This window comes from Hyphobacterium sp. (genome assembly GCF_043584775.1).
In the GTDB taxonomy this organism is placed as follows: Bacteria; Pseudomonadota; Alphaproteobacteria; order Caulobacterales; family Maricaulaceae; genus Hyphobacterium.
Genome location: NZ_CP121327.1, coordinates 2,733,672 through 2,758,347, shown reverse-complemented (window position 1 = coordinate 2,758,347; position 24,676 = coordinate 2,733,672). Strand labels below are relative to the sequence as shown.

At 59.0% G+C, this 24,676-nt stretch carries 17 protein-coding genes; 7 read left to right on the top strand and 10 right to left on the bottom strand.

All coding sequences use genetic code 11. The features are described from left to right. Positions 1-76: 76 nt before the first annotated feature. Both P0D52_RS13745 and P0D52_RS13740 read left to right on the top strand, forming a co-directional pair. Positions 77-658 (top strand): sigma-70 family RNA polymerase sigma factor, encoded by a 582-nt coding sequence (locus P0D52_RS13745; RefSeq protein WP_394693215.1) that lies wholly within the window; start codon positions 77-79, stop codon positions 656-658. A 74-nt stretch (positions 659-732) separates the two neighbouring features. Then, on the top strand, positions 733-1,416 hold the full coding sequence (locus P0D52_RS13740) for a ChrR family anti-sigma-E factor (protein ID WP_394693214.1): 684 nt from the start codon (positions 733-735) through the stop codon (positions 1,414-1,416). Here the strand turns inward: P0D52_RS13740 and P0D52_RS13735 are convergent. Next, a complete protein-coding gene (locus tag P0D52_RS13735; protein ID WP_394694798.1) occupies positions 1,413-1,928 on the bottom strand; it encodes an RNA methyltransferase in 516 nt (171 codons plus the stop codon). The two genes, P0D52_RS13740 and P0D52_RS13735, sit on opposite strands and share 4 nt — an antisense overlap. A gap of 17 nt (positions 1,929-1,945) precedes the next feature. Then, positions 1,946-2,821, bottom strand: a complete 876-nt coding sequence (locus P0D52_RS13730; protein ID WP_394693213.1) for an isoaspartyl peptidase/L-asparaginase family protein — start codon at positions 2,819-2,821, stop codon at positions 1,946-1,948. Positions 2,822-2,958: 137 nt separating this feature from the next. Between P0D52_RS13730 and P0D52_RS13725 the strand changes: the two genes are divergently transcribed. Beyond that, positions 2,959-3,738 carry an SDR family NAD(P)-dependent oxidoreductase gene (locus P0D52_RS13725; protein WP_394693212.1) on the top strand — a complete coding sequence of 260 codons (780 nt, stop codon included), beginning with the start codon at positions 2,959-2,961 and terminating at the stop codon, positions 3,736-3,738. 175 nt (positions 3,739-3,913) lie between these two features. Continuing rightward, the gene (locus P0D52_RS13720; protein WP_394693211.1) at positions 3,914-5,992 is read left to right on the top strand and encodes a TonB-dependent receptor; all 2,079 of its coding nucleotides are present in this window, start codon (positions 3,914-3,916) and stop codon (positions 5,990-5,992) included. Here the strand turns inward: P0D52_RS13720 and egtB are convergent. Next, positions 5,989-7,302, bottom strand: coding sequence for an ergothioneine biosynthesis protein EgtB (egtB, locus tag P0D52_RS13715; RefSeq protein WP_394693210.1), 1,314 nt, complete (start codon positions 7,300-7,302; stop codon positions 5,989-5,991). The genes P0D52_RS13720 and egtB overlap by 4 nt on opposite strands. Before the next feature lie 445 nt (positions 7,303-7,747). Here egtB and P0D52_RS13710 point away from each other — a divergent pair, with 445 nt between their 5' ends. Further along, a complete protein-coding gene (locus P0D52_RS13710) occupies positions 7,748-8,368 on the top strand; it encodes a DUF6445 family protein (protein WP_394693209.1) in 621 nt (206 codons plus the stop codon). Positions 8,369-8,372: 4 nt separating this feature from the next. Here P0D52_RS13710 and P0D52_RS13705 read toward each other — a convergent pair whose 3' ends face one another. From P0D52_RS13705 to P0D52_RS13690, 4 genes are all read right to left on the bottom strand, one after another. Continuing rightward, on the bottom strand, positions 8,373-10,277 hold the full coding sequence (locus tag P0D52_RS13705) for a cytochrome c peroxidase (RefSeq protein WP_394693208.1): 1,905 nt from the start codon (positions 10,275-10,277) through the stop codon (positions 8,373-8,375). A gap of 92 nt (positions 10,278-10,369) precedes the next feature. After that, positions 10,370-11,518, bottom strand: a complete 1,149-nt coding sequence (locus P0D52_RS13700; RefSeq protein ID WP_394693207.1) for an osmoprotectant NAGGN system M42 family peptidase — start codon at positions 11,516-11,518, stop codon at positions 10,370-10,372. Beyond that, positions 11,515-13,293, bottom strand: a complete 1,779-nt coding sequence (gene ngg, locus P0D52_RS13695; protein WP_394693206.1) for an N-acetylglutaminylglutamine synthetase — start codon at positions 13,291-13,293, stop codon at positions 11,515-11,517. The genes P0D52_RS13700 and ngg overlap by 4 nt, the downstream gene beginning before the upstream one ends. A gap of 1 nt (position 13,294) precedes the next feature. Next, a complete protein-coding gene (locus tag P0D52_RS13690) occupies positions 13,295-15,073 on the bottom strand; it encodes an N-acetylglutaminylglutamine amidotransferase (protein ID WP_394693205.1) in 1,779 nt (592 codons plus the stop codon). Positions 15,074-15,341: 268 nt separating this feature from the next. On the opposite strand from P0D52_RS13690, the gene P0D52_RS13685 reads away from it, so the two are divergent. Together P0D52_RS13685 and P0D52_RS13680 are read left to right on the top strand one after the other, a co-directional pair. Next, a complete protein-coding gene (locus P0D52_RS13685; RefSeq protein WP_394693204.1) occupies positions 15,342-15,830 on the top strand; it encodes a hypothetical protein in 489 nt (162 codons plus the stop codon). Positions 15,831-16,353: 523 nt separating this feature from the next. Then, positions 16,354-21,273, top strand: coding sequence for an NAD-glutamate dehydrogenase (locus tag P0D52_RS13680; RefSeq protein ID WP_394693203.1), 4,920 nt, complete (start codon positions 16,354-16,356; stop codon positions 21,271-21,273). Here P0D52_RS13680 and P0D52_RS13675 read toward each other — a convergent pair. From P0D52_RS13675 to purH, 3 genes are read right to left on the bottom strand one after another with little or no spacing between them, the layout of a single operon-like run. Continuing rightward, on the bottom strand, positions 21,255-22,130 hold the full coding sequence (locus P0D52_RS13675; RefSeq protein WP_394693202.1) for a dienelactone hydrolase family protein: 876 nt from the start codon (positions 22,128-22,130) through the stop codon (positions 21,255-21,257). The two genes, P0D52_RS13680 and P0D52_RS13675, sit on opposite strands and share 19 nt — an antisense overlap. A gap of 36 nt (positions 22,131-22,166) precedes the next feature. Next, positions 22,167-23,027 (bottom strand): dienelactone hydrolase family protein, encoded by an 861-nt coding sequence (locus P0D52_RS13670; protein WP_394693201.1) that lies wholly within the window; start codon positions 23,025-23,027, stop codon positions 22,167-22,169. Next, positions 23,028-24,617: a bifunctional phosphoribosylaminoimidazolecarboxamide formyltransferase/IMP cyclohydrolase gene (purH, locus tag P0D52_RS13665; protein WP_394693200.1), complete on the bottom strand. Its 1,590-nt coding sequence runs from the start codon at positions 24,615-24,617 to the stop codon at positions 23,028-23,030. Between the last annotated feature and the right edge of the window lie 59 nt (positions 24,618-24,676).

The window sequence follows — 24,676 nt, the reverse complement described above, 5'->3', positions numbered from 1 at the left end:
AACCACTTTCCGCTTCACGTGCATATCTGTTAGGCAATTATAACGCTGAACAAAAGCGGTGGATGAAGGATTTCGCGTGCCAGACTCATCGAGACAGGACACAAGCCCGCCCGGCCGGGATCAGCTGGACGCGTGGGTGGAAGCCTGCGCGAAAGCAGATCGTTCGGCTTTTGCGGCCCTGTTCGAGTTTTATGCACCGCGGGTGAAGGGGTATCTGAAACGCCTGGCAACAGATGATGCCACGGCCGAAGAGCTCGCACAGGAAGTCATGCTGACGGTCTGGCGCAAAGCCGGTCAGTTTGATTCCCGCCAGGCCTCGGCGTCGACATGGATCTTCCGGATCGCCCGGAACCGTCGAATTGATATGGCGCGAAAAGCGGCGCGGCCTGACCTCGATCAGGACGAACCATTATTGCAGCCTGTTGCCGAGGAATTGCCCGACACTGCCGCGCATGCGCGCGATCGCGAAGGGCGTGTGCGCGAGGCCTTGAAATTGCTTCCGGAAGACCAAGTTCGTCTCCTCAAGCTGGCCTTCTTCGAGGGATTGTCCCATTCGGAGATTGCTGAACACGAAGGCGTTCCGCTGGGCACTGTAAAGTCAAGAATAAGGCTGGCCTTCGACAAATTGCGCGGTCAGCTGGATCCGGGTGATATTTAATTGCCGGCTTGCCCTTGACCCATAGGTCAAGCGAGACATATCGAGAAAACCAAGACCAGATATAAAAGAAAACTATGACGTTGATTTCTGTAGATGATGAGTTGATCGCGGCGCGCGCCTCCGGGACGCTGAGCGCGCCCATGCGTCTGCTCGTCGACACTCATGCGGTTCTGAAAACAGATGTGGCTGCCGCGGCGCTCATGTCCGATGCCCTGTCCGGGGCGTTTCTGGAAGGCATGCCCGCCGAGCCGATGGCCGAGAATGCGCTTGATATCGCATTGGCCGCGATCGATGCCCTGGAATCCGGCGCAGGCGAGGCGGCGGGCACGCAAGCGATCAGCCGCAAAGCCGCTGCTGCGGCCGCAGATTCAGTGCTGTCGGAATTGTTGCAATTGCCGGAGCCTGTCCGGGACCGCGCCCTGGAAGCAGGCGCTCAATGGCGGTTCGCTGCACCAGGCGTGCGCCGCATCGAGTTGATGCGTGAAGGCGACGCGACGGCAGAATTATTGCGGATCGAGCCGGGTCATGGCTCGCCGAGCCATACCCACAATGGCAAGGAATTCACGCTCGTGCTGGCGGGCGCTTTTGCCGACGGCATTGGCCGCTATGAAAAAGGCGACCTTTGCGCGGTTGGCGAGGAAACCACCCACCGGCCGATTGCCGAACAGGGCGAGATCTGTTTTGCGCTGGCTGTAACGGACGGGTCCCTCAAATTCACAGGTGCGCTGGGCGCTGTGCAGCGCCTTTTGGGTCACTAGTGCTTTTTCGCATCCCAGTCTGAAATCGCATCCAGACCTGGTCCGCCAGGCATGACTGGGCGATCAGGATAACCGCCCATGCAAAGCGTCCGATCATAAAGCGTGATCGCGGCAGCAACCGAGACATTGACGCAAAACCGGGTTGGAATGCGCACGATGTGGTCGCACCGCGCCTGCATTTCCGATGAAAGCGAACCGCGCTCGCGTCCCAGCACATAGGCAGCCGCGCGCGGATGCCGGAAGCTGGGTAATTCCACCGCATCATCGGTCAATTCGATGCCGACCAGCGAACAGCCTTTTGGCAACAGCATGTCACTCAACGTGTCCCAGCCATAATAGGGAACGTTTTTCAGACTTCGCGACGTGTCGGAATCAAAGACCTTCTGGGCCTTGTGATGCGCGTTGACCGTAAACGCGAAGCTCGCGCCAAAGGCATGGGCGGTCCGCAAGATTGCGCCGAGATTCATTGGCTTCGAGATTTCCTCGGCGCCGATGCCGAAATAGCCTTTCAGCGGCCGAATGGGCTTGATCATGACAGGTCCTGCACGCCAGCGGTAATCCGGCCGTCCGCGTGCAGCACCGCGCATTTCATGCCTTCGGAATTATAGGGTGTCGCGATGCGGCCATCCCGGCCCACAGCAATAATACCGCCATCCCCACCGAGGCGCTTGACGTCCTTCAGGGCCCAGCGTGCCGCCTCGTCGGGGCTTTCATGCAGATAGCGGACGCGCGCAGCAGCCGTTCCGGCGGCCAGAGAGCGAATGAAGAACTCGCCCTGGCCTGTACAGGAAATCGCCACGTCCTGATCCGCCCAGGTCCCGGCCCCGATCAGCGGGCAATCACCGACCCGGCCCGGTGTTTTCTTCAGCGTGCCGCCGGTCGAGGTCGCGGCTGCAAGACGGCCTTCGGAATCGAGGGCCACACAGCCGACCGTGCCGGTCGCATAGGCCCGGCCATCCGGTACGGCTGCAGGTGTATAATAGCTATCCGGATCATCGACCGCTTCGAGACCTTCGCGTTCGGCCAGCCGATTGGCGCCCCACCCCGCCAGCATGACATGCGGCGTCGATTCCATGACCTTGCGCGCGGCATGTATCGGGGAAACGAAACCTTCCATAGCGGCAACGGCACCGGCATTGCGCGTTTCACCATCCATGATGGCCGCGTCCAGCTCATAGCGATTATCGGTGTTGGGTGAAGAGCCTTTTCCGGCCACATAGAGGCCGCTGATTTCCAGCTCGTAGACAATGGTCTCGACCACATCCAGAGCCGTAGCGCCATCATTGAGCATCGCCTTTCCGCGTTCGGCGAGGCGGCGCATATGATCAATTTCGCGATCATAGGATTTCTTGGCGAGCACGCCGGCTCCGCCATGTAACACCATCGCTACGGGTCGGGTTGTCATGGATCGAATCCCTGTTCTTGGACGTCGCGATCATCTAGCACCTGAAATCGTCACATCAAAACGACTGAACACCGTTCACTTAATGGCGGCGGCGCGCTATGTCCGTTGCAGGATAAAAAAGCTTCAAGGGGAGTTCCATGAAAATTACCAAGGACACAGCCGCCATCGTGACCGGCGGTGCATCAGGCCTCGGCGAAGGCACAGCTCGCCGTCTTGCCGCAGACGGTGCCAAAGTTGCCCTGTTTGACCTGAATGCTGAACGGGGTAAGGCCGTCGCAGCCGAGATTGGCGGCGTCTTCTGTCACGTCAATGTCGCGGACATTGCCAGCGTGGAAGCCGGGTTTGCCAAGGCGCGCGAGGCCCATGGTCAGGAACGGGTGCTTGTGAACTGCGCGGGCATCGGTTGGGCCGAGAAAACCGCCCGCCGCTCCTCTTCAGGCGATATCGTTCGGCACCAGCTGGACAAGTTTGCGCTGGTCGTGAACATCAACCTTGTTGGCTCGTTCAATTGCGCTGCGATCGCAGCGGAAGGCATGCTGTCAAATGACCCGGATGATGGCGGCGAGCGCGGCATCATCGTCAATACGGCGTCAGTGGCAGCACAGGATGGTCAAATCGGCCAGGTGGCCTATGCAGCAACCAAAGGCGGAATTTATAGCATGACCCTGCCGATGGCGCGGGACCTCGCGCGGGAAGGTGTCCGCGTCAATACGATCCTGCCGGGCTTCTTTGAAACCCCGATCTATCAGCAAATGCCGCCGGAAGTGAAAACTAATCTGGCGTCTCACCTTCAATTCCCGCAGCGTTTCGGTACGCCGGCTGAATATGCCGACCTCGTCGCCTTCATGGTGACCAATGGCTATATCAACGCCGAATGTGTCCGCCTGGATGCGGGCGCTCGCATGCCTCCGAAATAAGCTTCCAATTCTGACTATCGAGAAGGCCGCATTCTCACCGGGTGCGGCCTTTTTGCGACGCATCGGGCCTGGACTGTGAAGGCGACTGCAAATCATTTGCATGACGGGTAGACAGGCGGCGCCCTGTCAAAGTAAATGCATATCATTCGCAAAGTCATTTTTTCGGGGTCTTTCCATGCGTTCTTTGTTTGCCGGTGCCGTGTCCATGCTTGCCCTCTCGGCGGGCGCTTTTGCCGATGATGTCGCACCTGCATCAGAGGCGGCGACGGCCACCGACGACATCATCTATGTCTACGGAACGCGCAGCTTCTATCGTGAAGATGAGTCCAGCTCCGTCACGCGGACCGAGACCCCGCTGGAACATATTCCCCAATCTGTTTTCGTCATCACACGCGATGTGATCGACGATCAGGCCATGACCGGCTTTGGCGAACTCGTCCGTTACGTGCCCGGCGTCACGATGGGGCAGGGCGAAGGCCACCGCGACGCACCGGTTCTCCGTGGTAATCTCACCACGTCGGATTTCTTCGTCGACGGAATCCGCGACGACCTCCAGTATCTGCGTGACCTCTATAATGTGGATCGCGTCGATGTGATCAAAGGGGCCTCGGCGCTGGTATTCGGCCGGGGAACCGGCGGCGGTGCCATTAACCGCGTCAGCAAATCCGCCGATGGCGGCGATATTCGCAGTCTGATGCTCACACTTGGCAGTGAAGGTCAGGCGCGGCTGGCTGGCGATCTCGGTGGCGAACTGTCCGACAATGTGGGCGCCCGGCTCAATGTCGTCGTTGAAAACAGCGAGATTTTCCGGGATTTCGTGGAAGTTGAACGCCTTGGTGTCGCCCCGGCTTTCCGCTTCGAGCTGTCGGATGCCACGCAGCTGGATGTTTTTGCGGAATATTTCGAAGACACTCGCACGGTGGACCGCGGAGTTCCGTCTCTTGCCGGCCGGCCCTGGCCGGGCGATGCCGGCACCTATTTCGGCAATCCGGATATCTCGAACAGCGACATCACTGTCGCCACCTTGCGTGGCGTGCTGACCCACGAACTGGCCAGCAATCTGATTCTTCGCAGCGTGCTTTCCTATGGCGATTACGATAAATACTATCAGAATGCCTATCCCGGAGGGCCGGTAGATCCCGTTGCCAACACGGTCCCGATCTCGGCGTACAATTCGTCCACGACGCGCGAAAACCTCCTGTTCCAGACGGATCTGATATGGGAGCCGGTATTTGCCGGTCTGCAACAGACCATTCTTTTCGGTCTCGAAGCGGGTCATCAGGAAAGCGCCAATATCCGGGTAAATACGGCAGGGTCTGTTTTCAGCCTCGCTGACCGGGGGCGCAATTTCATGCCGGACTTCTCCGTACCGGCCGCGCGCGACAACACGAATGAGCTCGATCTTTTTGCGCTACTGATCCAGAACCAGATTGCGGTGGCGGACAATGTTCGCTTTGTTGCCGGCCTGCGATTTGACCGGTTCGACATGACGTTCGACGATCGTCGTCCGAACACCACCGATTTCTCACGAGAGGATACCTTCTTCTCGCCGCGCCTCGGTATTATCTGGGAACCCGGCCTCGAAGCCTCTTTCTATGCGGGCTGGAGCCGTTCCTACCTTCCGCAATCCGGCGAACAATTCAGCTCTCTCAATGTCACAACGGCGGCTCTCGAACCGGAAGAATTCGAAAATCTTGAAGTCGGTTTCCGCTATCAGCCCAACGAGCGCCTGCTGGTCAGCGCTGCCGTCTACCGTCTCGACCGGACCAATACCCGCGCTCCCGGCGCGACGCCGGGCACTACGGTTCAAACCGGCTCGCAGCGTGCGGAAGGCGTCGAGCTCGCCATTCAGGGTGAGGTGCGGGATGGCTGGAATCTGATCGGTGCCATGGCCTTCCAGAATGCCGAGATCACGTCGACCACCAGCGCGGCACCTGCCGGCCGCAACGCGCCACTCTCACCGGATTTCAGCGCGTCGCTGTGGAACCGGGTCGAGGTGACGGACAGGCTGGATCTTGCGCTCGGCGTCATTCACCAGGGTGACCAGTTCGCCTCGATCAGCAATGCGGTCACGCTTCCGGGCTATACGCGCCTGGATGCCGGTATCTTCTATGCATTGACCGATACAATCGATGTCCAGCTGAATATCGAGAACCTGACCAATGAGGAGTATTGGTTCAGCGCCCACAATGACAACAATATCAGCCCCGGAGCACCTACCTCTGCGCGGCTGACCCTGTCGGCCAGTTTCTAGGCGGACCTCAAGGAGCTGGCCGGGCGTGTGCGCTTGGCCAGCCGGATTCCGGAGAACTGCCAGCGCGCATCGGCCGGAAAGAAATTCCGGTAGGTGGCGCGGATATGATTGCGCTCGGTCGCACACGATCCGCCGCGCAGGACTTGCTGGCCTGACATGAATTTCCCATTGTATTCCCCGACAGCCCCCTTGGGCGGATGATATCCGGGATAGGCTTCATATCCGCTGGATGACCACTCCCAGACGCCGCCAAAGACCGCTTCAGCATCCGGCCCTCCTATCAGCGGTCCGGGATGATAGCGCCCTGAATCTCCCAGCATGACGCCTTCGGCAGGGAATTTGCGCGCCAGCAATTCGAGTTCTGTTTCGGTGGGCAACCGCTCACCTTTCCACTCGGCAAAGGCGGCGGCTTCATAGGCGCTGATGTGGCAGACAGGGAATCCCGGCTGCAAAGGCGCCAGCCCGTGGAGTGTGTATTCCTGCCAGCCATCCGCGCTGTCCCGCCAATACAAGGGATGGCGGATGGCGTTCTCGTTGATCCAGCTCCATCCGTCTGACAGCCACAGCCGTGCGTCCTGATACCCGCCGTCCTCGATAAACGCGTAAAACTCGGCATTCGATACGGGACGCGCCGCTATCTCGAAATCTTCCTGCCACCGCTTGTGGCGGGGCAGTTCATTGTCAAAAACGAAATCTGCGTGGCTGGCCCCGATCTCGACAATTCCGCCGCTCATTTCCAGATACCGCGCCTCGGGCGGCGCGCCGGCGTTGGCCAATGGTGTTGAAAACGGCGCATGCGGATCTGGTGCCTGCGACAGCACGTGCTTGATATCTGTCAGCAGTAATTCCTGGTGTTGCCGTTCGTGTTGCTGGCCAAGCTCGAGCAGGGGCGCTACTTCAATCCATGCATCGTCAGACGCAATATCGATCAAATTCGAAATCGCGGACTCGACATGCTGGCGATAGGTCAGAATCGTATCGGTTGAGGGCCGCGACAGCATGCCCCGCCGGGCCCTAGGCCATTTCTCACCGACCTGTTCATAATAGGAATTGAAGAGATATCCGAATCCCGGATCGAACTCTTTGTAGGAATCGAGAAAGGGCTTGGCGAGGAAGGTTTCAAAGAACCAGGTGACATGCGCCAGATGCCATTTTGTCGGACTGACATCCGGCATGGTCTGGATCTGCATGTCTTCCGGAGACAAACCAGCGATCAGATGCAGCGTATCAGATCGCACTTTCTCAAACCGGGCGCGGCACGCCGACCGGTCATCAAACTGTGGTCGGTAGGAAAGAGCTGGGTGGGTCATCTGATCGGGCTCCGGTGCGTCGCCAAAGCCTAAACGGATGCCTTGAAACTTACCACCCGTAGGTGCTTGACGCTCGAACATGAAAGCTTTGTAATGTCTTTGCCGTCTGGGGAGGGGGCAAGATGAAGCTACTGATTGGAATAGGTGCCGCTGGCTTGCTGGCGATTGGTGCCACAACGTGTCCCGAAACCGTGCGTGACCAGGCAAGAGAGGCCGTTACGCTCTCACCCGCCATGCACGCTGAAATTTCGAGGCAAATTGATATGTTTATGGGTGTCATGGAGGGCGAAAGACCCGACATTCATCCCGTAGACTCACAATAATTCTATCGGGATTACCGCGCGGTAATCTGATCGAAAGCACGCGGACAGGCGCGCAACCCTAGCCTTTGCCCACTTTTTGGGGGAAGGTGATGCATCGCTCTTTGATCATCCTGGATAACGTCATGGACAACGCTCAGGAGCTGCGCGAAGCGGCCCTGACATTGGATTACCCGCGCGCGCCCGAGAGCGTCCTTTATCCGGGCCGAAACTCTCTCCAGCAAATCAATCTGGAAGGCTTTCAGCAACAGATCGAGCATGTGATTGGCGAACGGCTGGTTTCCGCTGGCGGTGACAGTTTTGCGCGGTTCCGCGTGAGCCTCGAAGGGGAAGACGGCAAGGGCGGCGTCCATGTCGATCCCTGCCACTGGACCTGCGTCTATTACCTGACACCGGATGAATTGTGTCAGGGCGGAACGGATTTTTATCGGCACAAGCGTAGCGGTCTCGAACACGCCCCTCACACGCCTGAGGACCTTGCTGCCGTGGGCGCGGCATCTTATTCGGATTACGTCAACAACATGGCGTTTCCTGACACCAAAAATCCCGATGCCTGGGAACATGTCATGCATGTCCCCATGAAGTTCAATCGCCTGGTCCTGTTCCGGCCGTGGTATTTTCATGATGCGGGCCCCGGCTTTGGCACCGATATCCGGACGGGGCGTCTGGTCTATCTGCTATTCTATTTCGGTGCAGCTGAGCTGGAACGCGAGCGGCGCGAGATGTCCCGCGCCGCTTATGCGTGATCGATTAGTCGACAAACGGGTCCGCAAAACGTGGATCGGTCAGAAAGTCATTATCGGTCAGTGTATGCAGGAAGGCCTCCAATGCCTGCGCCTCCTCCGGCGTCAGATTCAGGCGTCGCGGCTGTCCACCTCCTGCCCGTAGGCGCGGATCCAGATTGGGGTTGAGAACAACGCCGGAATTATAGTGTTCGATCACCTCGGTCAGCGTTGTGAAGCGCCCGTCATGCATGAAGTGCGTCCGCACACCAACATTCCGTAGCGAGGGCGACTTGAACTCTCCCAGCCCGTTCCCGGCATCTGCATCTGGATCATTGGCGGCGTCCAGACCGATATTGTGAACGTCATCGCTGATATGAGCCAACGTATTGTGGCAGGCCGCACACCCGACATTCTGGATGTTCGAGCCATTCACCGGCATGAAGAGTTGCAAGCCGAGATATTCCTGTTCGGTAAAACTGGCTTCGAAAGCGGGAGATCCCACAGGTCCGGCGGCCAGGGCGTCATCAAACCGGGAGTTATATGTCGTCAGCGACCGCACAAACTGCGCCATTGCCAGTGCCATCCGGTCTGACGTGACTGCCGCATCGCCAAACGCTGCCGTAAAGAGCTGATCGTAGAAACTCTCGCCATCGACGCGGGCAACGGCCTCCTCCAGTGTCAGCCCCATCTCAACTGCACTTTGGATGGGCGCGAGCGTCTGGTCTTCCAGCGTCTCGGCGCGCTCGTCCCAGAAGAAATGCCCATTGGCATAGAATCGGGCATTGGACAGGCCTGGTGAGTGCCGTCCCGTCAGTTCACCCGCAAACCCGCGGGAAAATTCCAATGGATCGGAAAACCCGGTCGCCTGAGTATGGCAGCTGGCACACGAGGTCGTATTGTTTGCCGACAGACGCCGGTCATAGAACAATACCCGACCCAATGCGGCTCCCGGATTGGTGATATGATTATCAAGCGGCGTATTGTCCGCCCCTGCGGCCGGCCCGTTGAGATAATAGTTTGGTAGATCAATGTCCGCATCCGCATACAGGAACGGAATCTGGGGCAAAATCGGCTCACTCATCAGCGTACGGACTGCAACCGAAGTTGAGCCACGCAACGCGCCGCCTTCTTCAAACCGCACGGAAATACGGTTCGTTCCGGGTTGAAATGCCACCGGCAGGCCGTCCTGGACAAAAATAGCAAAACTTGCCGTTTGATTGGCGCCGATGAAGAAGTCCACGCTGGCGGCTGCCGGCGAAAGGCAGGCACCGGTTGCCTGATTTGTCTGGCAAATCCGGGGCGTGACGGTAATCCCGTCCTGGCTGAGCATGGGCCGCGCGGTCAGATTCGCGGCCGCGCCGACATTGCTGATGGCAACAACGAAGGCACCATTTTTCTGACGGTCGATGGTTTCAACAACGCCGGGAAGGGAATTGAGACCCACGGCAGACCCGGTGTCCGAAACCGCGACGATATCGGCGCCGGCCGTGGTCGATGCCGAGAGCCAGAAGGAATTGACCCCTGCCGTCACCGCAGCCGGACTGGTATTGTCGCAATCAAAGATCAATGGCAGGTCACCGCCGGCATAGGGCGCGTTCGGCGTGAAGGCGAAGACAAAGCTCTGTGATCCGCCGCCGGAGATATTCACCGGAGTGTTGGGGGTGCCGCTGCCAACATTGTTCGCATCCGTGGTCTGGAACGCGAAAGTGCCGCTCGCCTCGCCGCCCGCCTCCAGCGCCACACGGCAATTTTCCGCTTCGGTCTGCCCGGCATTGATGATGGTCGCAAAGGCCGTTGCCGTATCGCCAACCTGAACTGCCCGGCTGGAGGGCAAGACCGCGGCAACGATCGGACCGCTATTGTCCTGGGCTAGAGTGGCGGAAAAGGTAAGGAAACTCGCCGCTATTCCGGCTTTCAGATAGTTATGCATAGACACCAGTCCTCGCTCGCTTTTTTTCAAAAAAAGCGCCGTCCCCAATACCTAAACGGCCAAGAGTTACCAATCCGTCGCGAGGAAGTGGATTAATCGGTCCGGTGGCCGCTCGACCCTTTCGCCGCTTCATGCGGCTGCTCGGGGAAGCCCTTGAGGTCACCAAGCTCCTGGGCGTCCCGCAGGATATCAACCGGGCTGAGAACAAAGGCGGCCACAAGCTGCGCCACCGAACACGGCGCATTCATATGCGTTCGCTCATATCCGTGGCTGGCGTCGATGCCGAAGGTCACCAGCGCCGTGCGGACATCCGCACCCCCCTCGACCGCCGAGGCATTGTCCGAGCGGTAATGCTCGAAATGGTCGCGTTGATGGCGAATGTCATGCGCGCGGCAAAGATCAATCAGCTTGCGAGTCAGGTGATAGTCAAATGGGCCGGTCATATCTCCCATGGCAATGGTGACGCCGGTTTCTCTTGAGCCCTGGCCGGGCGCTACCGCGCCATTATCAATGGCCACCATGGAGGCGATGTCATGGGTCAGGATCGAAGACGCGCCCGAGCCGATTTCTTCTGTGATCGAAAACAGGAATAGCGTATCAACTGCGGGAGTCTGGCCCGATTCCTTGATTGCCTTCATCGCGGCCAGCATGGCGGCCACGCCGGCTTTGTCATCAAGGTGGCGCGACACGATATAGCCGTTGTCGAAAAACTCGGGCTGAGGATCAATGGCAATGATATCGCCAATGGCCATGCACGCCCGCTCGGCATCTTCTTGGCTGTAGATGGGCATGTCGATCCGGAATTCGACCTGGTTCCAGCTGACCGGTTGCTCGTCAACTTCATCCGCATAGACATGGCCAGATGCCTTTAATGGCAGGATGGTCCCCCGAAACGTCCCCTTCTCGGAAAACAGTGTGCCGCGCGCACCTTCCGCAAATCTGGAGGACCAGTGACCGATCGGGGCGACTGCCAATCGGCCATTCTTCTTCACTTGCCGCACGATAGCGCCGAGCGTATCCAGATGAGCAATCACCCCCCGAGCGGGTTGAGCCGCCTTACCGGCGATTCTGGCACGAATGGCGCCGCGCCGGGTCAACTCGGTTTCGATCCCCATTTTCTGGATTTCTTCCATCGTCCAGCGGGCAATTTCATCCGTATATCCCGACGGGCTGGGAATGGAGAGCAGGGTTTCAAGCGTCGACCTCAAATAGGCCGTATCGATCTCGGGCAATGCCGTCATTCCGTTTCGTCCTTTCTCGCCGTCTGGGGGAAGAGCAGGTCAACAAACCGCTCGGCCGTCGGTTGTGGCTCATGATGCGCCAGTCCCGGGCGCTCATTGGCCTCAATAAAAATGAAGTTTTCCGAATCAGGCGATTCAACCATGAAATCCAGCCCGACCACGGGTATATCCAGCGCTTTGGCAGCCTTGATGGACGCCTCGACCAGTGACGGATGAAGCTCGCCCGTGACGTCATGGAGCGTTCCGCCCGTATGAAGGTTGGCCGTTTTGCGAACATCGATTGCTTTTCCGGCAGGCAGCACGTCGTCCAGTGAAAAGCCTTCATCTGCGACGCAGCGCGCGGTTTCTGCATCGAGCGGGATATGTGATTCGCCGTCCGTTGCGGCGTTTCGCCGGCGCGACAGCCCTTCGATCAACTTGCGGATCGGCGACGTGCCGTCGCCGATAACAGACGGCCGTTTGCGAAGCGCGGCGGCAATGACCTTGCCGTCTATGACAATAACACGCAGGTCATCGCCCGGCATGAAGGTTTCGACCAGAACGTCGGGGCATTGTTCTCGGGCGGCCCTGATCGCCGATGCAAGCGTTTCAGTGTCCTTGATTCCAACCGTGACCCCGCGCCCCTGCTCGCCCCGGACCGGTTTGACCACAACCTCACCAGACGCCTCCAGAAGCGCCTCAACAGCCGCCCCGTCGTCGGCGCTGACCGCTTGCGCCACGGGAATGCCGACCTTTTCCATCAATCGCCGGCTGACCGCCTTGTCATCACACCGGCTCATCGCCACTGCACTGGTGAGCTCCGACAGGGATTCGCGGCAGACAATGGACCGCCCGCCATGGGTCAGCCGGAAGAAGCCGCCTTCGGCATCCAGAACGTCTACGGCAATGCCGCGGCGCCGTGCCTCCCCGGTGATGATCCGGGCATAGGTATTCAGGTCGGCTTCCATCGAGCGGCCCGTATACAGGGTCTCGTTGATCGGGTTTTTGCGTTTGACGGCAAAGAATGGAACTCGGGCAAAACCGAGTCGCTCATACAGCGCGATGGCCGCCTCATTGTCATGCAATACGGATAAATCCATGAAGGCGCATCCGCGGGTCTGAAAATGAAGCGCGAGATGCCGCGTCAGGGCTTCACCGATCTTCGGAGCGCGCGCGCGCGGGTCAACCGCCAGGCACCAGAGCGAACTGCCCTTTTGCGGGTCATCGAACGCTCTGCCGTGATCGACGCCGGTCACCGTACCGACAATATCGCCGCTCTCATCGTCTTCGGCGACGAAAATTGTGATGACGCGGGAATCGCGCCGCTTCCAGACATAATCCGGATCGACGGTCACCATGCTGTTGGCCCGATAAATCCGGTTCACCGCCCTGGCGTCTGCCGCAGAGGAAAGCCGTCTTATGGTAATGCCCTGAAGCTTGGCGCGAGATGCCTTGAAACTTTCCAGGTCGAGTCGGTAGGTGTGCGACGGGTCGAGAAAGAGCTCGGTTGGCGCCAGGGCAAGCAGGACGTGCGGATCCCGCACGTAAACGGCAATATCCCGCCGGTCTTCGCCCTCGTCTTTCAGGGCTGCCGCTATGGAGTCATTGTCCGCATAAGTCTGGCAAAAAACCAGCCGGCCCCATCCGCAATCGACTGAGACGCCGTTCTCGCCATCATGGGTATGAGGCAGGGCAGAGGGTGGCGGCGTCAATCCCGACCGGCGGCGCAACTTCTCCAGACGGTGCTGACGGGCACCGGCCGGCCGGTCTTTTCGCGAAGGTCCCGACGACGTCATCTTACGCCGCCTTGTCGTGCTGATCGAGCCAGAGCGCGAGAACGCCAACCTGCCATAACTTGGACCCCCGCAGAGGCGTTATGTGATCTTCCGGAGCCTTCAGCAAAGTCTCGACATAGTCGGGATTCACAAGACCCCGATCCCGGAAAGCGGCCGAGTTGACGGCATCGCGTACCATTTCGAGATAGGGGCCGCGCAGGTATTTGAGGGCCGGCATGGGAAAATAGCCTTTGGGCCGGTCGATGACAGCAGCCGGTATATGATCCCGGGCTATGGTTTTCAAAACGCCCTTTCCGCCTTCCGCCATCTTCAGATCTGCGGGACACCGCGCTGCGACTTCCACCAGTTCGTGGTCGAGAAAGGGCACGCGGGCTTCCAGGCCATGCGCCATGGTCATATTGTCAACCCGCTTGACCGGATCATCGACCAGCATGATGTGGGAATCGAGGCGCAGGGCCTTGTCGACCGGTTCGGAGGCTCCGTTGTCGGCAAAATGCCGCCGGACGAACTCGGTTGACGGGTCGTCAGCCAGAATTTCCGGTGGAATCAACTCCGCCATCTCAACCTGATCGCGATCAAAGAAGGCCTTCTTGTAGGATGCGACAGGATCATTCGCCCCCACCATCGGCGGGTACCAGTGATAGCCTGCGAAAATCTCGTCCGCGCCCTGACCGGATTGTACGACCTTCACATGTTTGGAGACTTCTTCGGACAGCAGATAGAAGCCAACGCAATCATGCGACGTCATGGGTTCTGACATGGCGCCAATGGCGCGGCTGAGTGCGGGCAAGGCCCGCGAAGTCTCCACAGGAATTTGGTGGTGGCGCGTACCGAAATGCTGGGCAACGATATCGGAGTACTCGAATTCGTCGCCCTTTTCCTCACCGACGGTTTCAAATCCGATCGAGAAGGTGTTGAGGCCGGTCGCACCCGCTTCGGCCAGCAAACCGACGATCAATGAAGAATCGAGTCCGCCAGACAACAAAACGCCAACCGGAACGTCGGCGACCAGACGGCGGCGTACCGCCGCTCTCAATTCAGTCTCGATACGGTCCTTCCAATCATCGGCCGAGAGCGATTGCTCGCCGGGCTCAGGATCATAACCGGGTTGCCAGTATGTTTCTTGCTTGCGTGTCCCGTCCTCGGCGATCACCAACACTGTTGCGGGCGGTAGCTTGCGAATACCCTTGAACAATGTGTGGGGAGCCGGAATGACCGAATGAAAGGAGAAATAGTGGTGTAGCGCGACGGGGTTGATCGTCCGGTCGACATCTCCCGCGGCCAGAAGCGCCGGAAGCGATGAGGCAAACCGCAACCCACCGTCGGTATCCGCAAGATAGAGAGGCTTGATGCCCATGCGGTCGCGCGCCAGAACGGTTCGACCGGAGTCGCGCTCTCGGATGGCGAAGGCAAACATGCCATTGAATCTCTGGACGCAATCAGGCCCCCAGGCGTGATACGCCTTGAGAATGACTTCCGTGTCCGAAGTCGAGAAAAACCGGTATCCTTTTCCCTCCAACTCCTCGCGAAGCGCCTCGTGATTATAAATGCAGCCGTTGAAGGCGAGCGTGAGGCCGAGTTCCGGGTCTTCCATGGGCTGCTGACCGGCATCGGACAGATCAATGATTTTCAGCCGCCGATGAGCCAGGCCGGCCGCCCCACGCGAAATCATCCCCGCCCCGTCCGGCCCTCTGGGTGCCATGACGTCGGCCATCGCCTCAAGCGCACGGGGGCGGGAAGGACTCCCATCAAACCGCAAGTCACCGGCAATTCCGCACATGGACAGTTATCTCCTATACTTTCTGTATTCAAACAGTATTGAGTCAAACTAGAATGATATGATTTGGCGAAACCTATAATTAGGATCGGTGCAGAGATAAATCAACCAGCCGCACAGCGTCCGTTGCAAAAGCAAAATCAAAATAATTATGATGTGTGTGTGTGACGCACGGTTGAATTATGCTGATTGTCGACTATCTCTATGTTCATTAGAAAATCGTCGAAACCAGAATCGTCCGCACCAAGGTGCAGGGCGTAGAAGGAGCTTAATGAACCGTTTTGCCCGTAAACGCCAACCCATCATCGGCCGTGTCGCCGCCGTAACTGCCCAGAATTTTGATGCTGATGAATTTGTCAGAGCGACCCGCCCCCTCGAGCAAAAAGGATTTGCTGTATCCGTCGTGTCCAACACGAATGGCATGTTGACGGGGCGGACAGAAGCGGGTCAGGACGTCAACTTCGTACCGGCGTCTACGATTGGCGATATGGAATTTGACGGGTATTGCGCGCTCATACTTCCGGGCAATTCCCACGGCATTGGCGAATCCACACAGGCCGCAATCGAGAAATTCCTGAGCGACGGCAAGCCCATCATTGCCATGATGGGGGACGTGCCCATGCTGGCCGAAGCGGCCAATTCACCGGACGTTTCCGACGCGGGCGTTGCCATTTCCTTGAACGGGAAGGTCTTCGCCGCACGCGGCGACTCGGATTCAGAAGAGGCCATAGAGGTCTTTGCGCAGGCCCTCGCCGCCTGACTCTGAAGCCAATTCAGCTGAATGTGGAAGCGCCGCCCGGACAGGGCGGCGCTTTTCTTTTTTGGAAAGACAGTCTTTCACAAACTTGTGACGCCTCGCGGGGTGAAATTCCGTACCACCCGACCCATATGCGGTGGGTAGGAGCGAGGGCAAACATCAATGCATAAAATTGCATCCATCGGACTGGCGGCAATGGTTTTGGCAGCCGTCATTCTGGTGTGGTCTTCAAATGGAAGCGCCACACTCTATATAGCCTAACAGAAGCCCATCGGGCTTTCGTCGAACAGGCCTCTCTTGTGCGTCCCCCCAGCCTGCCTTGGAGGCCTGCAGGCACCGCCGGACAACTCCCCTGTCCCCGTCCGGCGGTGCCACACCATTCTTCACACATTATTGCGGTATTTTACGGCATTACGCCTTGATTAACCCTTCTCGTTGCAGGAGTAAGGATGAAACGCTGGTCGTCCTGTCGGCTGCACATTCAGGCGATCCGCTCACCTAGTCCGTGCTTAAGAAGAGCCGCTCCATGACCTCTGTTGTCGCCACCGCTCAGGCCTACACATCCGCAAACTTCGCCAAGGCCGCCCGCAAAGTCTGGCAAAAGAAATTCGGCAACGAACCGGACGCCTCCGCGCTGTCGTTTCTGGAGCAGGTTCTGGGCGATGCGCTGGCCGAAGACCTTGAAGGTATCAAGGCCGTTCAGCTCGCAGAGCAGGCGGCCGAATTCTGGGATTGGGCCAAGGGATTGGGCAATGGCGAAATCCATGTTCGAGCCCGGGCCTCCGACACGGGAAGCGCCAGCTCAATCAAGCGCGACATCGTCGAAGTGGCCGGTCCGGATCGCCCGTTCCTGGTTGATTCCGTTATGGGTGAAATCGGCGCGCAGGGCCTGGACGTGCTGGCCATGTTCCATCCTATCGTCCCGGTCAGCCGCAACGAAAAAGGTGAAATCTGCGCGGGCGGCGAAGCGCTTCCCGAAAGCCTGATCCAGGTGCATGTCGAACCGCTGGACGAGCGCACCCGCGAGGCGCTTGCAGAAGCGGTACGCGGCGCCATGGACGATGTCCGTCTGGCCACGGATGACTTCAAGGATATGCGCGCTGCCATGAATATGGCCATTGCTCACGTTGAGGACGCCAACACCCCGGCCAGTCTTGAGGAAAAATCCGAAACCCTCGAATTTCTCCGCTGGCTGCGGGACGACCATTTCGCGTTTCTGGGCAGCCGGGTCTATCAGTTCGACGTCGATTCCAAGGGCAAGATGACAACGCGTGAACCGACGGTTCAACCGGGCTCCGGCTTTGGCATTCTGCGTGACCCGGAGCGCCAGGTGCTGCGCAAGGGCAATGAGCCCGCACTCCTCACCCCGGCCATTGAGTCATTTCTGAACGAGCCGTCCCCGATCATTGTCGCCAAGGCGAATATCAAATCCCGCGTCCACCGCCGGGTGTATATGGATTATATTGGCGTCAAACGGTATCGCGAGGATGGTGCCGTGGTGGGCGAGGCCCGGTTTGTGGGATTGTTCACCGCCGAAGCCTATGACCGGATGGCGCGGGATGTGCCACTCGTGCGCCGCAAGGTCAGGCGGGTTCTGGAGCGTGCTGGCAAGATTCCCGGCACGCACTCCGAGAAAAAACTCCGCAATATTGTCGAGAACTACCCGCGTGATGAACTCTTCCAGACCGAGGAAGACGATCTGCTGAAGATTGGTCTGGGTATCTTGCACTTGCAGGACCGGCCACGCACAAAGCTTCTGGTGCGGCGCGACCGGTTTGACCGGTTCGTCTCCTGTCTGCTTTTCGTGCCACGCGACCGCTACAATTCGCGTGTCCGGGAGCAGGCCGGCGAAATGATACGCGCGGCATTTGATGGCCGCATGTCGGCCTATTACCCGCATTTCGGCGACGGTCCACTCGCCCGGGTCCACTATATTGTCGGCCTCGATCCGAACGACCACCCCGAGCCTGACCTGCATGAACTGGAACGTCAGATCGTTGCGCTGGCGCGCACATGGGAGGACGAACTTGTCGCGGAAGGCCGCCGCTCTCTGCCGGATTCGCACCGCCATCGCATGTCAGCTTATGATCAGGCTTTTTCGGCCGGCTATCGCGAACAGTTTGCGCCCGCCGAAGGCATTGCCGATCTCTTGCGGATCGAATCGCTTGGCGAGGAGACGGATGTTGGCGCGCGACTCTACCGGACTGACGGAGAAGACAAATCCGTTCTTCGGTTGAAGATATATCGCCGGAATGAGCCCACGCACCTCTCTGAGATCATGCCGATTCTTGAAAATATGGGTCTCAATGTGATCCAGGAATCCGGGTATGAGGTTCATCGTGAAACCGAAGAATCCCGCGAACCGGTTGTTCATATTCACGACTTCGAAATGCAATCAGATGCCCTGGCCGACACGGATGTGAATGAGTTCAGCCAGGCCTTCGAAGATGCCCTCCTCGCGGTTCTGGCCAACCGGGCCGAGAATGATGGCTTCAATCAGCTCATCCTGAAACTCGGCGTCAGTTGGCGCGAGGCCGCCGTCTTGAGGGCGTTTGCGCGTTATCGCCAGCAAACCGGGCTCGACCCGTCGCAAGCCATCCAGGAAGAGGCATTGTCGGAAAATCCGGCCATTGCCCGCCAATTGCTGGCTCTGTTCGATACGCGGTTCAATCCGGCGCTTGATCTTGATCTCGAAGCCCGCAAGGAAAAGGCTGCGGCGATCGGAAAGGATATCCGGTCTCAACTGGAGAAAGTCGCCTCCATCGACCACGACCGGGTATTGCGGCGCTTGCTCCGCTTGCTGGAGGCAACGCTTCGGACGAATTATTTCCAGACCGGTGAAGACGGGCTGCCAAAGGCGCATATCTCGTTCAAGATTGCCAGCCGGGAAGTTGAAGAACTCCCCCTGCCAAAGCCTTACAGAGAAATCTTTGTCTGGTCGCCGCAGGTTGAAGGGGTGCATATTCGCTTTGGCCCCGTGGCCCGGGGCGGATTGCGCTGGTCGGATCGCCGCGACGATTTCCGCACCGAAGTGCTGGGCCTTGTGAAGGCGCAGCAGGTGAAGAATGCCGTGATTGTGCCAGTGGGTTCAAAAGGCGGCTTTTATCCCAAGCAATTGCCGCGAGCGGGGTCTCGCGATGAATGGCTGGCAGAAGGTCAGAGCGCATACCGGACATTTATCCGCGGCCTGCTCGATATCACCGACAATATTCAGGACGATGACGTGGCGCATCCCGGGGACGTCGTTATCTGGGACGGCGAAGACCCGTATCTGGTCGTCGCCGCCGACAAGGGCACGGCCACCTTCTCCGACATGGCCAATGGCGTGGCGCAGGACGAGTATGATTTCTGGCTCGGCGACGCCTTCGCCTCGGGCGGCTCGGCGGGCTATGACCACAAGAAGATGGGCATCACGGCCCGTGGTGCATGGGAGTCCGTAAAGCGGCACTTCCGCGAACTCGGAAAGGATATCCAGAACGAGACCTTCACCGTTGCCGGCGTTGGCGACATGTCCGGCGACGTGTTTGGCAATGGCATGCTGTTGTCTCGCAAGATCCAGCTGATCGCGGCTTTTGATCATCGCGATATCTTTATTGATCCCAACCCGTCCGATTGCGAAGCCAATTGGGAAGAGCGCAAGCGCCTGTTCGATCTGCCGCGCTCCAGCTGGCAGGATTACAACAAGAAGCTGATCTCGAAGGGCGGCGGAATCTTCTCGCGCTCCGAAAAGTCGATCAAGCTGTCCAAAGAGGCGCGCAAGGCGCTGGGTATTGAAGCCGAAACGCTTTCGCCACCCGAATTGATGACCGCCATCCTCAAGGCCAAGGTCGAACTGCTCTGGTTTGGCGGTATTGGCACCTATGTGAAAGCATCCACCCAGCAGCACTGGGAAGTGAGCGACAAAGCCAATGATTCGATCCGGATCAATGCCATGGAAGTGGGCGCAAAAGTCGTTGGCGAAGGTGCCAATCTTGGCTTCACGCAGGCCGCGCGAATTGAATTCGATCGTGTCGGTGGCCGGGTCAATGCAGACTTTGTCGACAACTCTGCCGGCGTGGATACGTCTGACCACGAGGTCAATATCAAGATTTTGCTTAGCCCGCTTTTGCGCTCTGGCGAGATGAGCCGCGAAGCGCGGGACAAGTTGTTGGGCGGCATGACCGATGACGTCGCCGAACATGTGCTCCGGCACAATTATGATCAAACGCTGGCTTTGACCCTCGCCGAGCATGACGCCCCCGCGGATGTCGATGCGCATGAGCGCTTCATGGCCGGTCTTGAAAAAGCGGGCCGGCTGGATCGCAGCGTTGAGGGCCTGCCGTCTGGAGACGGTATGCGTGCCCTGAAAGAGCAGGGCTTGGCGTTGACCCGCCCTGAGCTCGCCGTTCTGGTCTCCTATGCAAAGATCACGACCTTCGACAAGCTCGTGGCCTCCAATGTGCCGGATGACCCGCATTTTGAAAGCATGCTGAAAGGCTATTTCCCGAAAGACCTCGACGCCTATGGCGAACAGATGTCCGGGCACCGTTTGCGCCGCGAGATCATTGCGACGGTTCTGGCCAATCACATGATCAATCTGGGCGGTCCGACCTTTGTCCACCGCGCGATCGAATCAACAGGCGCCGAGGCACAACAGATTGCTCGCGCATTTGAGGTCGGCCGTAGAATTTTCCGTTTCTCGGAGCTGACCGATCGTATCAACAAGCTGGATAACCGCGCACCGGCGGATATCCAGATCACGCTGCATCGTGAAATCATCCGCCTTTTACGGCGGCAAACCTACTGGCTGGCCCGAAGAGCACGGTCACAGGAGGCCGGACAGGCCACGCCGATCAATGAGCTGATCGAAGCCTATCGTCCGGGCGTCGACAAGCTGCGCGATACGGCGATGGGGCTGATCTCGACCTATGAACGGGCCAATATCGAAGAGCGCACCGAGGCTTATGTCAAAGCCGGAGCGCCGAAGGATCTCGCCCATGATATTGCGGTTCTGCGCCCGCTGACATCATCTTCGGATGTCGTTGATCTCGCCTTGCAGGAAGACTGGCCGCTGGAATCGGCAGGCTATGTCTATCATGCGGCCGGATCGCGCTTCTCGGTGGATATGTTGCGGGGCCTGGGTTCGGAAGTGTCCTCGGACCTGCATTGGGACCGTCTGGCGGTTCGCCGCCTGATTGAAGACCTCTATGCCAGCCAGCAGGCGATCGCGGCATCGATGATGCGGTTTGCGCGGTCAGCCGGCGGCGGGCTCCAGACCGGTGTTGAAGCGCCCAATCGCGAATGGGCGGACGAATTGCTGGATGCCTGGTGTATCCAGAATGATGTCGAGGCCGGACGATATGACGGGGCACTGGAGGAGCTGGAAACGACAGGGGCGTGGACCCTGTCCAAACTGGCGATCGCATCCACACAGCTGCGGGAGCTGGCTCAGTCCTCTGAGCCGTGACCCAGTTTCAGATGCCGGGTCAGGAAGTCCTGAAAGGCGGCATAGGCGATTTCTGCGCGTTCGGGATCGAAGATCAGCGTTGAGGTTGGATGGTGATCCGGTTCGTCAAAGGCATGGGTCGCATTCTCGACATAGCGCCATTTGACATCGGCCCCCCATTTGATCTGGCGATTGAAGACATCCACCGAGTCCTGATCGTTACAAATGGTGTCCCCGCGTACCAGGAGGCTTTCAACTGGAATGTCCGGCGGCCATGGCAGGCGCCGCGACCGGGCCGGAAATCCGCTATAGGGATACATGGCGAAAACCGCCTTGATGCCTGCAAGGCCGTTTGGTGGAAGCTCGCTCAAGGATGCCGGCGGCTGTCCAGCCCTGTCCAGCGCCAACGCTTCCAGTGCGGTCCAGCTGCCATGGCTCCAGCCGGCGAGAATGATCTGCCCGGAATCCGCTAAAGGGTGCTGCCGAACCAGTTCCAGCACGGCGTGCAGATCACCGGCACGCTCGGACGCCCGCAATTTTGCGCCTGTGCATACGGTTTCCAGCGCCTCCTCATACGCGATTCCATGAAAAGAATTGGAGTCCGGAACAATCGCCATGACGCCAAGATCGGTCGCCAGTTGAGCAAAAGTCGCCATATTCGGTCTGACGCCGCCGCATCCGTGCAAGAGAATGACGACAGGAAAGGGCCCCTCACCTTTCGGGAGGTGAATATCCGTAAAGGGCGTAATGCCGCGCATGATTTCGTCCAACGCTGTTTTTGGGACCGGCGTCAGCAAGCCTCTCCGGTACAGCCGGAACAGGACAAAAGCTGCGGCGATCAGCGCAATCAGAAGCGCAAAGAGTGAAAACCATCCCATTCCGCCTTGATGGGCGAGGACAGGCGCGGCGTAAAGTCAGTCTTGCGTCTCACCCAGAATTTGGATCAGTCTGGCGCGCAATCTCGCGGCGGCTTCGGGATTGTAGGTCATGCGCGGATCAATGGCCGGCGCATCGGTATCATCAAAGGCGTGGGTCACGTCCTCCCAGACCGCATAATCCATTTCCACACCGGCCTCGATTGCCCGATGCGCCAGACGCTCGCAATCGGCGTGGGGTGCCACCATGTCGCGTTCGGCCAAAACCATCTCCACCGGCGGAAGGCCTGGACCGATGCGCCCGGAGGCGCGGGCCGGAAATCCGCAATAGGGATAGATGGGCACAATTCTGACAACGCCATCAAATGATACGTCACCGTCGATCAGGGCGGGAGGCCGCACGCCCTCACTGACAAAGCTCATCGCATCCAGAAGCGTCCAGCCGCCATGGCTCCATCCCGCCAGAACCAGCCGCTCTGGATCCACGCCATCCGTTTCGCGCGCAATCTCCAGTGCCGCAAACACATCAGCGGCGCGTTCCTGGCCCATCAGCCGCGTCGCGGAGCAAACCTGTGTCATGGCGCCCAAACGTCCGATCCCTCTGGGTGCAAAGGAATCAACAAGCAGTGCGCCGAAGCCGGCTTCGGCAATCGCCTCGGCATAGGCAGTGTGCATCGGTCGCTCACCCCCGCAGCCGTGAAAGAAAAGAATCGCCGGCACCGGCTCATCGACGGATTCCGGCAAGAAAACCCGGACGCCGGGACGCAACATCTCGACCTGCTCGTCCAGCGTTCGCTTGGGTATGAAGACGCTCGTCAGATTCTGCGCCGCTGCGACGCCATAGATCACGGCCAGCCCAAGCAGGGCGAGGCCAATTCGGAGCGCCCAGCGTCGCATCATCTAGTGCCGGAAATGCCGCATGCCGGTAAACACCATGGCGATGCCGGCTTCGTTCGCCGCCTTGATGACATCTTCATCGCGCACCGAGCCGCCGGGCTGGATGACGCTGGTGGCGCCGGCTTCGACGGCCGCCATCAGCCCGTCAGCAAAGGGGAAGAAGGCATCCGAGGCACAGGCCGAACCGATTGTGGCAGGTTCGTCCCAGCCATTCTCCTGGGCGATTTCGACGGCTTTTCGGGCTGCCAGCTTCGCTGCCTCAACCCGGCTCGTCTGACCCATGCCGATCCCGGTCGTCATGCCATCCTTGGCATAGACAATGGCGTTGGATTTCACATGTTTACAAACGGTCCAGGCAAACAACAGATCCCGTGTTTTCACATCATCCGGTTTGGCTTCTGTCACGGTTTTCAGATCACCCTCAGTGGCCAGACCATTGTCGCGTTCCTGAACCAGCAGACCGCCGGCGACCGTTTTGGCGGTCCAGTTTTCCTGTTTCGGATCGGGCATGGCACCGGTCAACATGACCCGTAAATTGGACTTCTTCGAGAGGATATCGAGTGCCGCCTCATCGGCGTCCGGAGCAATAATCACTTCGAGGAACAGCTTGGTCAGGCCGTCCGCGGTTTCCGCATCGATTTCGCGGTTGAACGCCACAATCCCCCCGAAGGCGGATATGGGATCTGCCAGCAAGGCCCGGTCCCAGGCCTCGCGTACGGTTTTCCCGAGCGCGACACCGCAGGGATTGGCATGTTTGACGATCACGCAGACGGGTTCAGCCTCGAACTCCGCAGCGAGTTCGAAAGCGGCATCGGCATCTGCCAGATTGTTGTACGACAGGGCCTTGCCCTGAATGATGCGCGCCGTCGCCACGCCGGGTCGACCGGCGCCGTTGGCATAGAAGGCGGCCGCCTGGTGTGGATTCTCGCCGTATCGCAATTCTGAAAGGCGGGCACCGCCAAAGGTCCGGAAGGAGGGGGCTTTGTTGCCCAGCTCGCCGGAAAACCAGTTCGAGACCGCGGCGTCATAGGCCCCGGTGCGTGCGTAGGCTTTGGCGGCCAGCGCCCGGCGCAAGGCCAAGGGCGTCGAACCTGAATGCTCGTCCATTGCATCCAGCACGGCATCGGCGTCTTCATTATCGACACAGACCGCCACAAAGGGGTGGTTCTTCGCTGCGGCCCGCAACATGGCGGGGCCGCCAATGTCGATATTCTCGATGCAGGTTTCGAAATCTTCACCCGCAGCAACCGTGGCCTCAAAGGGATAGAGATTGACGAACAGAAGATCGATATCTGGAATGTCATGCGCCGCCATCGACCGCCGATCGCTCTCCAGATTGCGCCGCCCCAGCAGGCCACCATGGACCAGCGGGTGCAATGTTTTGAGCCGCCCATCCATCATTTCCGGAAAGCCCGTCACCTCCGAAACATCTTTGGCCGCGATTCCCGCTTTTTTAAGCGCGCGAAGAGTTCCGCCCGTCGACAGGATTTCAACTCCCAGCGCGATGAGCCGGCGGGCCCGGTCTTCCAGTCCCGTCTTGTCAGACAGGGAAATCAGGGCGCGGCGGACGGGAACGAGATCAAGTGTGCTCATGGAACGGCTGAAACTTTCTGTTGAAGGCAAGATCGTCGATTATCATGCAGCGGCGGTGG

Bases quoted from the DNA above. Each gene is read 5' to 3' on its own strand.
- P0D52_RS13710 (WP_394693209.1), top strand. From the start codon at position 7,748: ATGGACAACGCTCAGGAGCTGCGCGAAGCGGCCCTGACATTGGATTAC.
- P0D52_RS13700 (WP_394693207.1), bottom strand. From the start codon at position 11,518: ATGACGGCATTGCCCGAGATCGATACGGCCTATTTGAGGTCGACGCTT.
- P0D52_RS13690 (WP_394693205.1), bottom strand. From the start codon at position 15,073: ATGTGCGGAATTGCCGGTGACTTGCGGTTTGATGGGAGTCCTTCCCGC.
- egtB (WP_394693210.1), bottom strand. From the start codon at position 7,302: ATGACCCACCCAGCTCTTTCCTACCGACCACAGTTTGATGACCGGTCG.
- P0D52_RS13730 (WP_394693213.1), bottom strand. From the start codon at position 2,821: ATGACAACCCGACCCGTAGCGATGGTGTTACATGGCGGAGCCGGCGTG.
- P0D52_RS13705 (WP_394693208.1), bottom strand. From the start codon at position 10,277: ATGCATAACTATCTGAAAGCCGGAATAGCGGCGAGTTTCCTTACCTTT.
- P0D52_RS13740 (WP_394693214.1), top strand. From the start codon at position 733: ATGACGTTGATTTCTGTAGATGATGAGTTGATCGCGGCGCGCGCCTCC.
- purH (WP_394693200.1), bottom strand. From the start codon at position 24,617: ATGAGCACACTTGATCTCGTTCCCGTCCGCCGCGCCCTGATTTCCCTG.
- P0D52_RS13725 (WP_394693212.1), top strand. From the start codon at position 2,959: ATGAAAATTACCAAGGACACAGCCGCCATCGTGACCGGCGGTGCATCA.
- ngg (WP_394693206.1), bottom strand. From the start codon at position 13,293: ATGACGTCGTCGGGACCTTCGCGAAAAGACCGGCCGGCCGGTGCCCGT.
- P0D52_RS13720 (WP_394693211.1), top strand. From the start codon at position 3,914: ATGCGTTCTTTGTTTGCCGGTGCCGTGTCCATGCTTGCCCTCTCGGCG.
- P0D52_RS13670 (WP_394693201.1), bottom strand. From the start codon at position 23,027: ATGATGCGACGCTGGGCGCTCCGAATTGGCCTCGCCCTGCTTGGGCTG.
- P0D52_RS13680 (WP_394693203.1), top strand. From the start codon at position 16,354: ATGACCTCTGTTGTCGCCACCGCTCAGGCCTACACATCCGCAAACTTC.
- P0D52_RS13685 (WP_394693204.1), top strand. From the start codon at position 15,342: ATGAACCGTTTTGCCCGTAAACGCCAACCCATCATCGGCCGTGTCGCC.
- P0D52_RS13675 (WP_394693202.1), bottom strand. From the start codon at position 22,130: ATGGGATGGTTTTCACTCTTTGCGCTTCTGATTGCGCTGATCGCCGCA.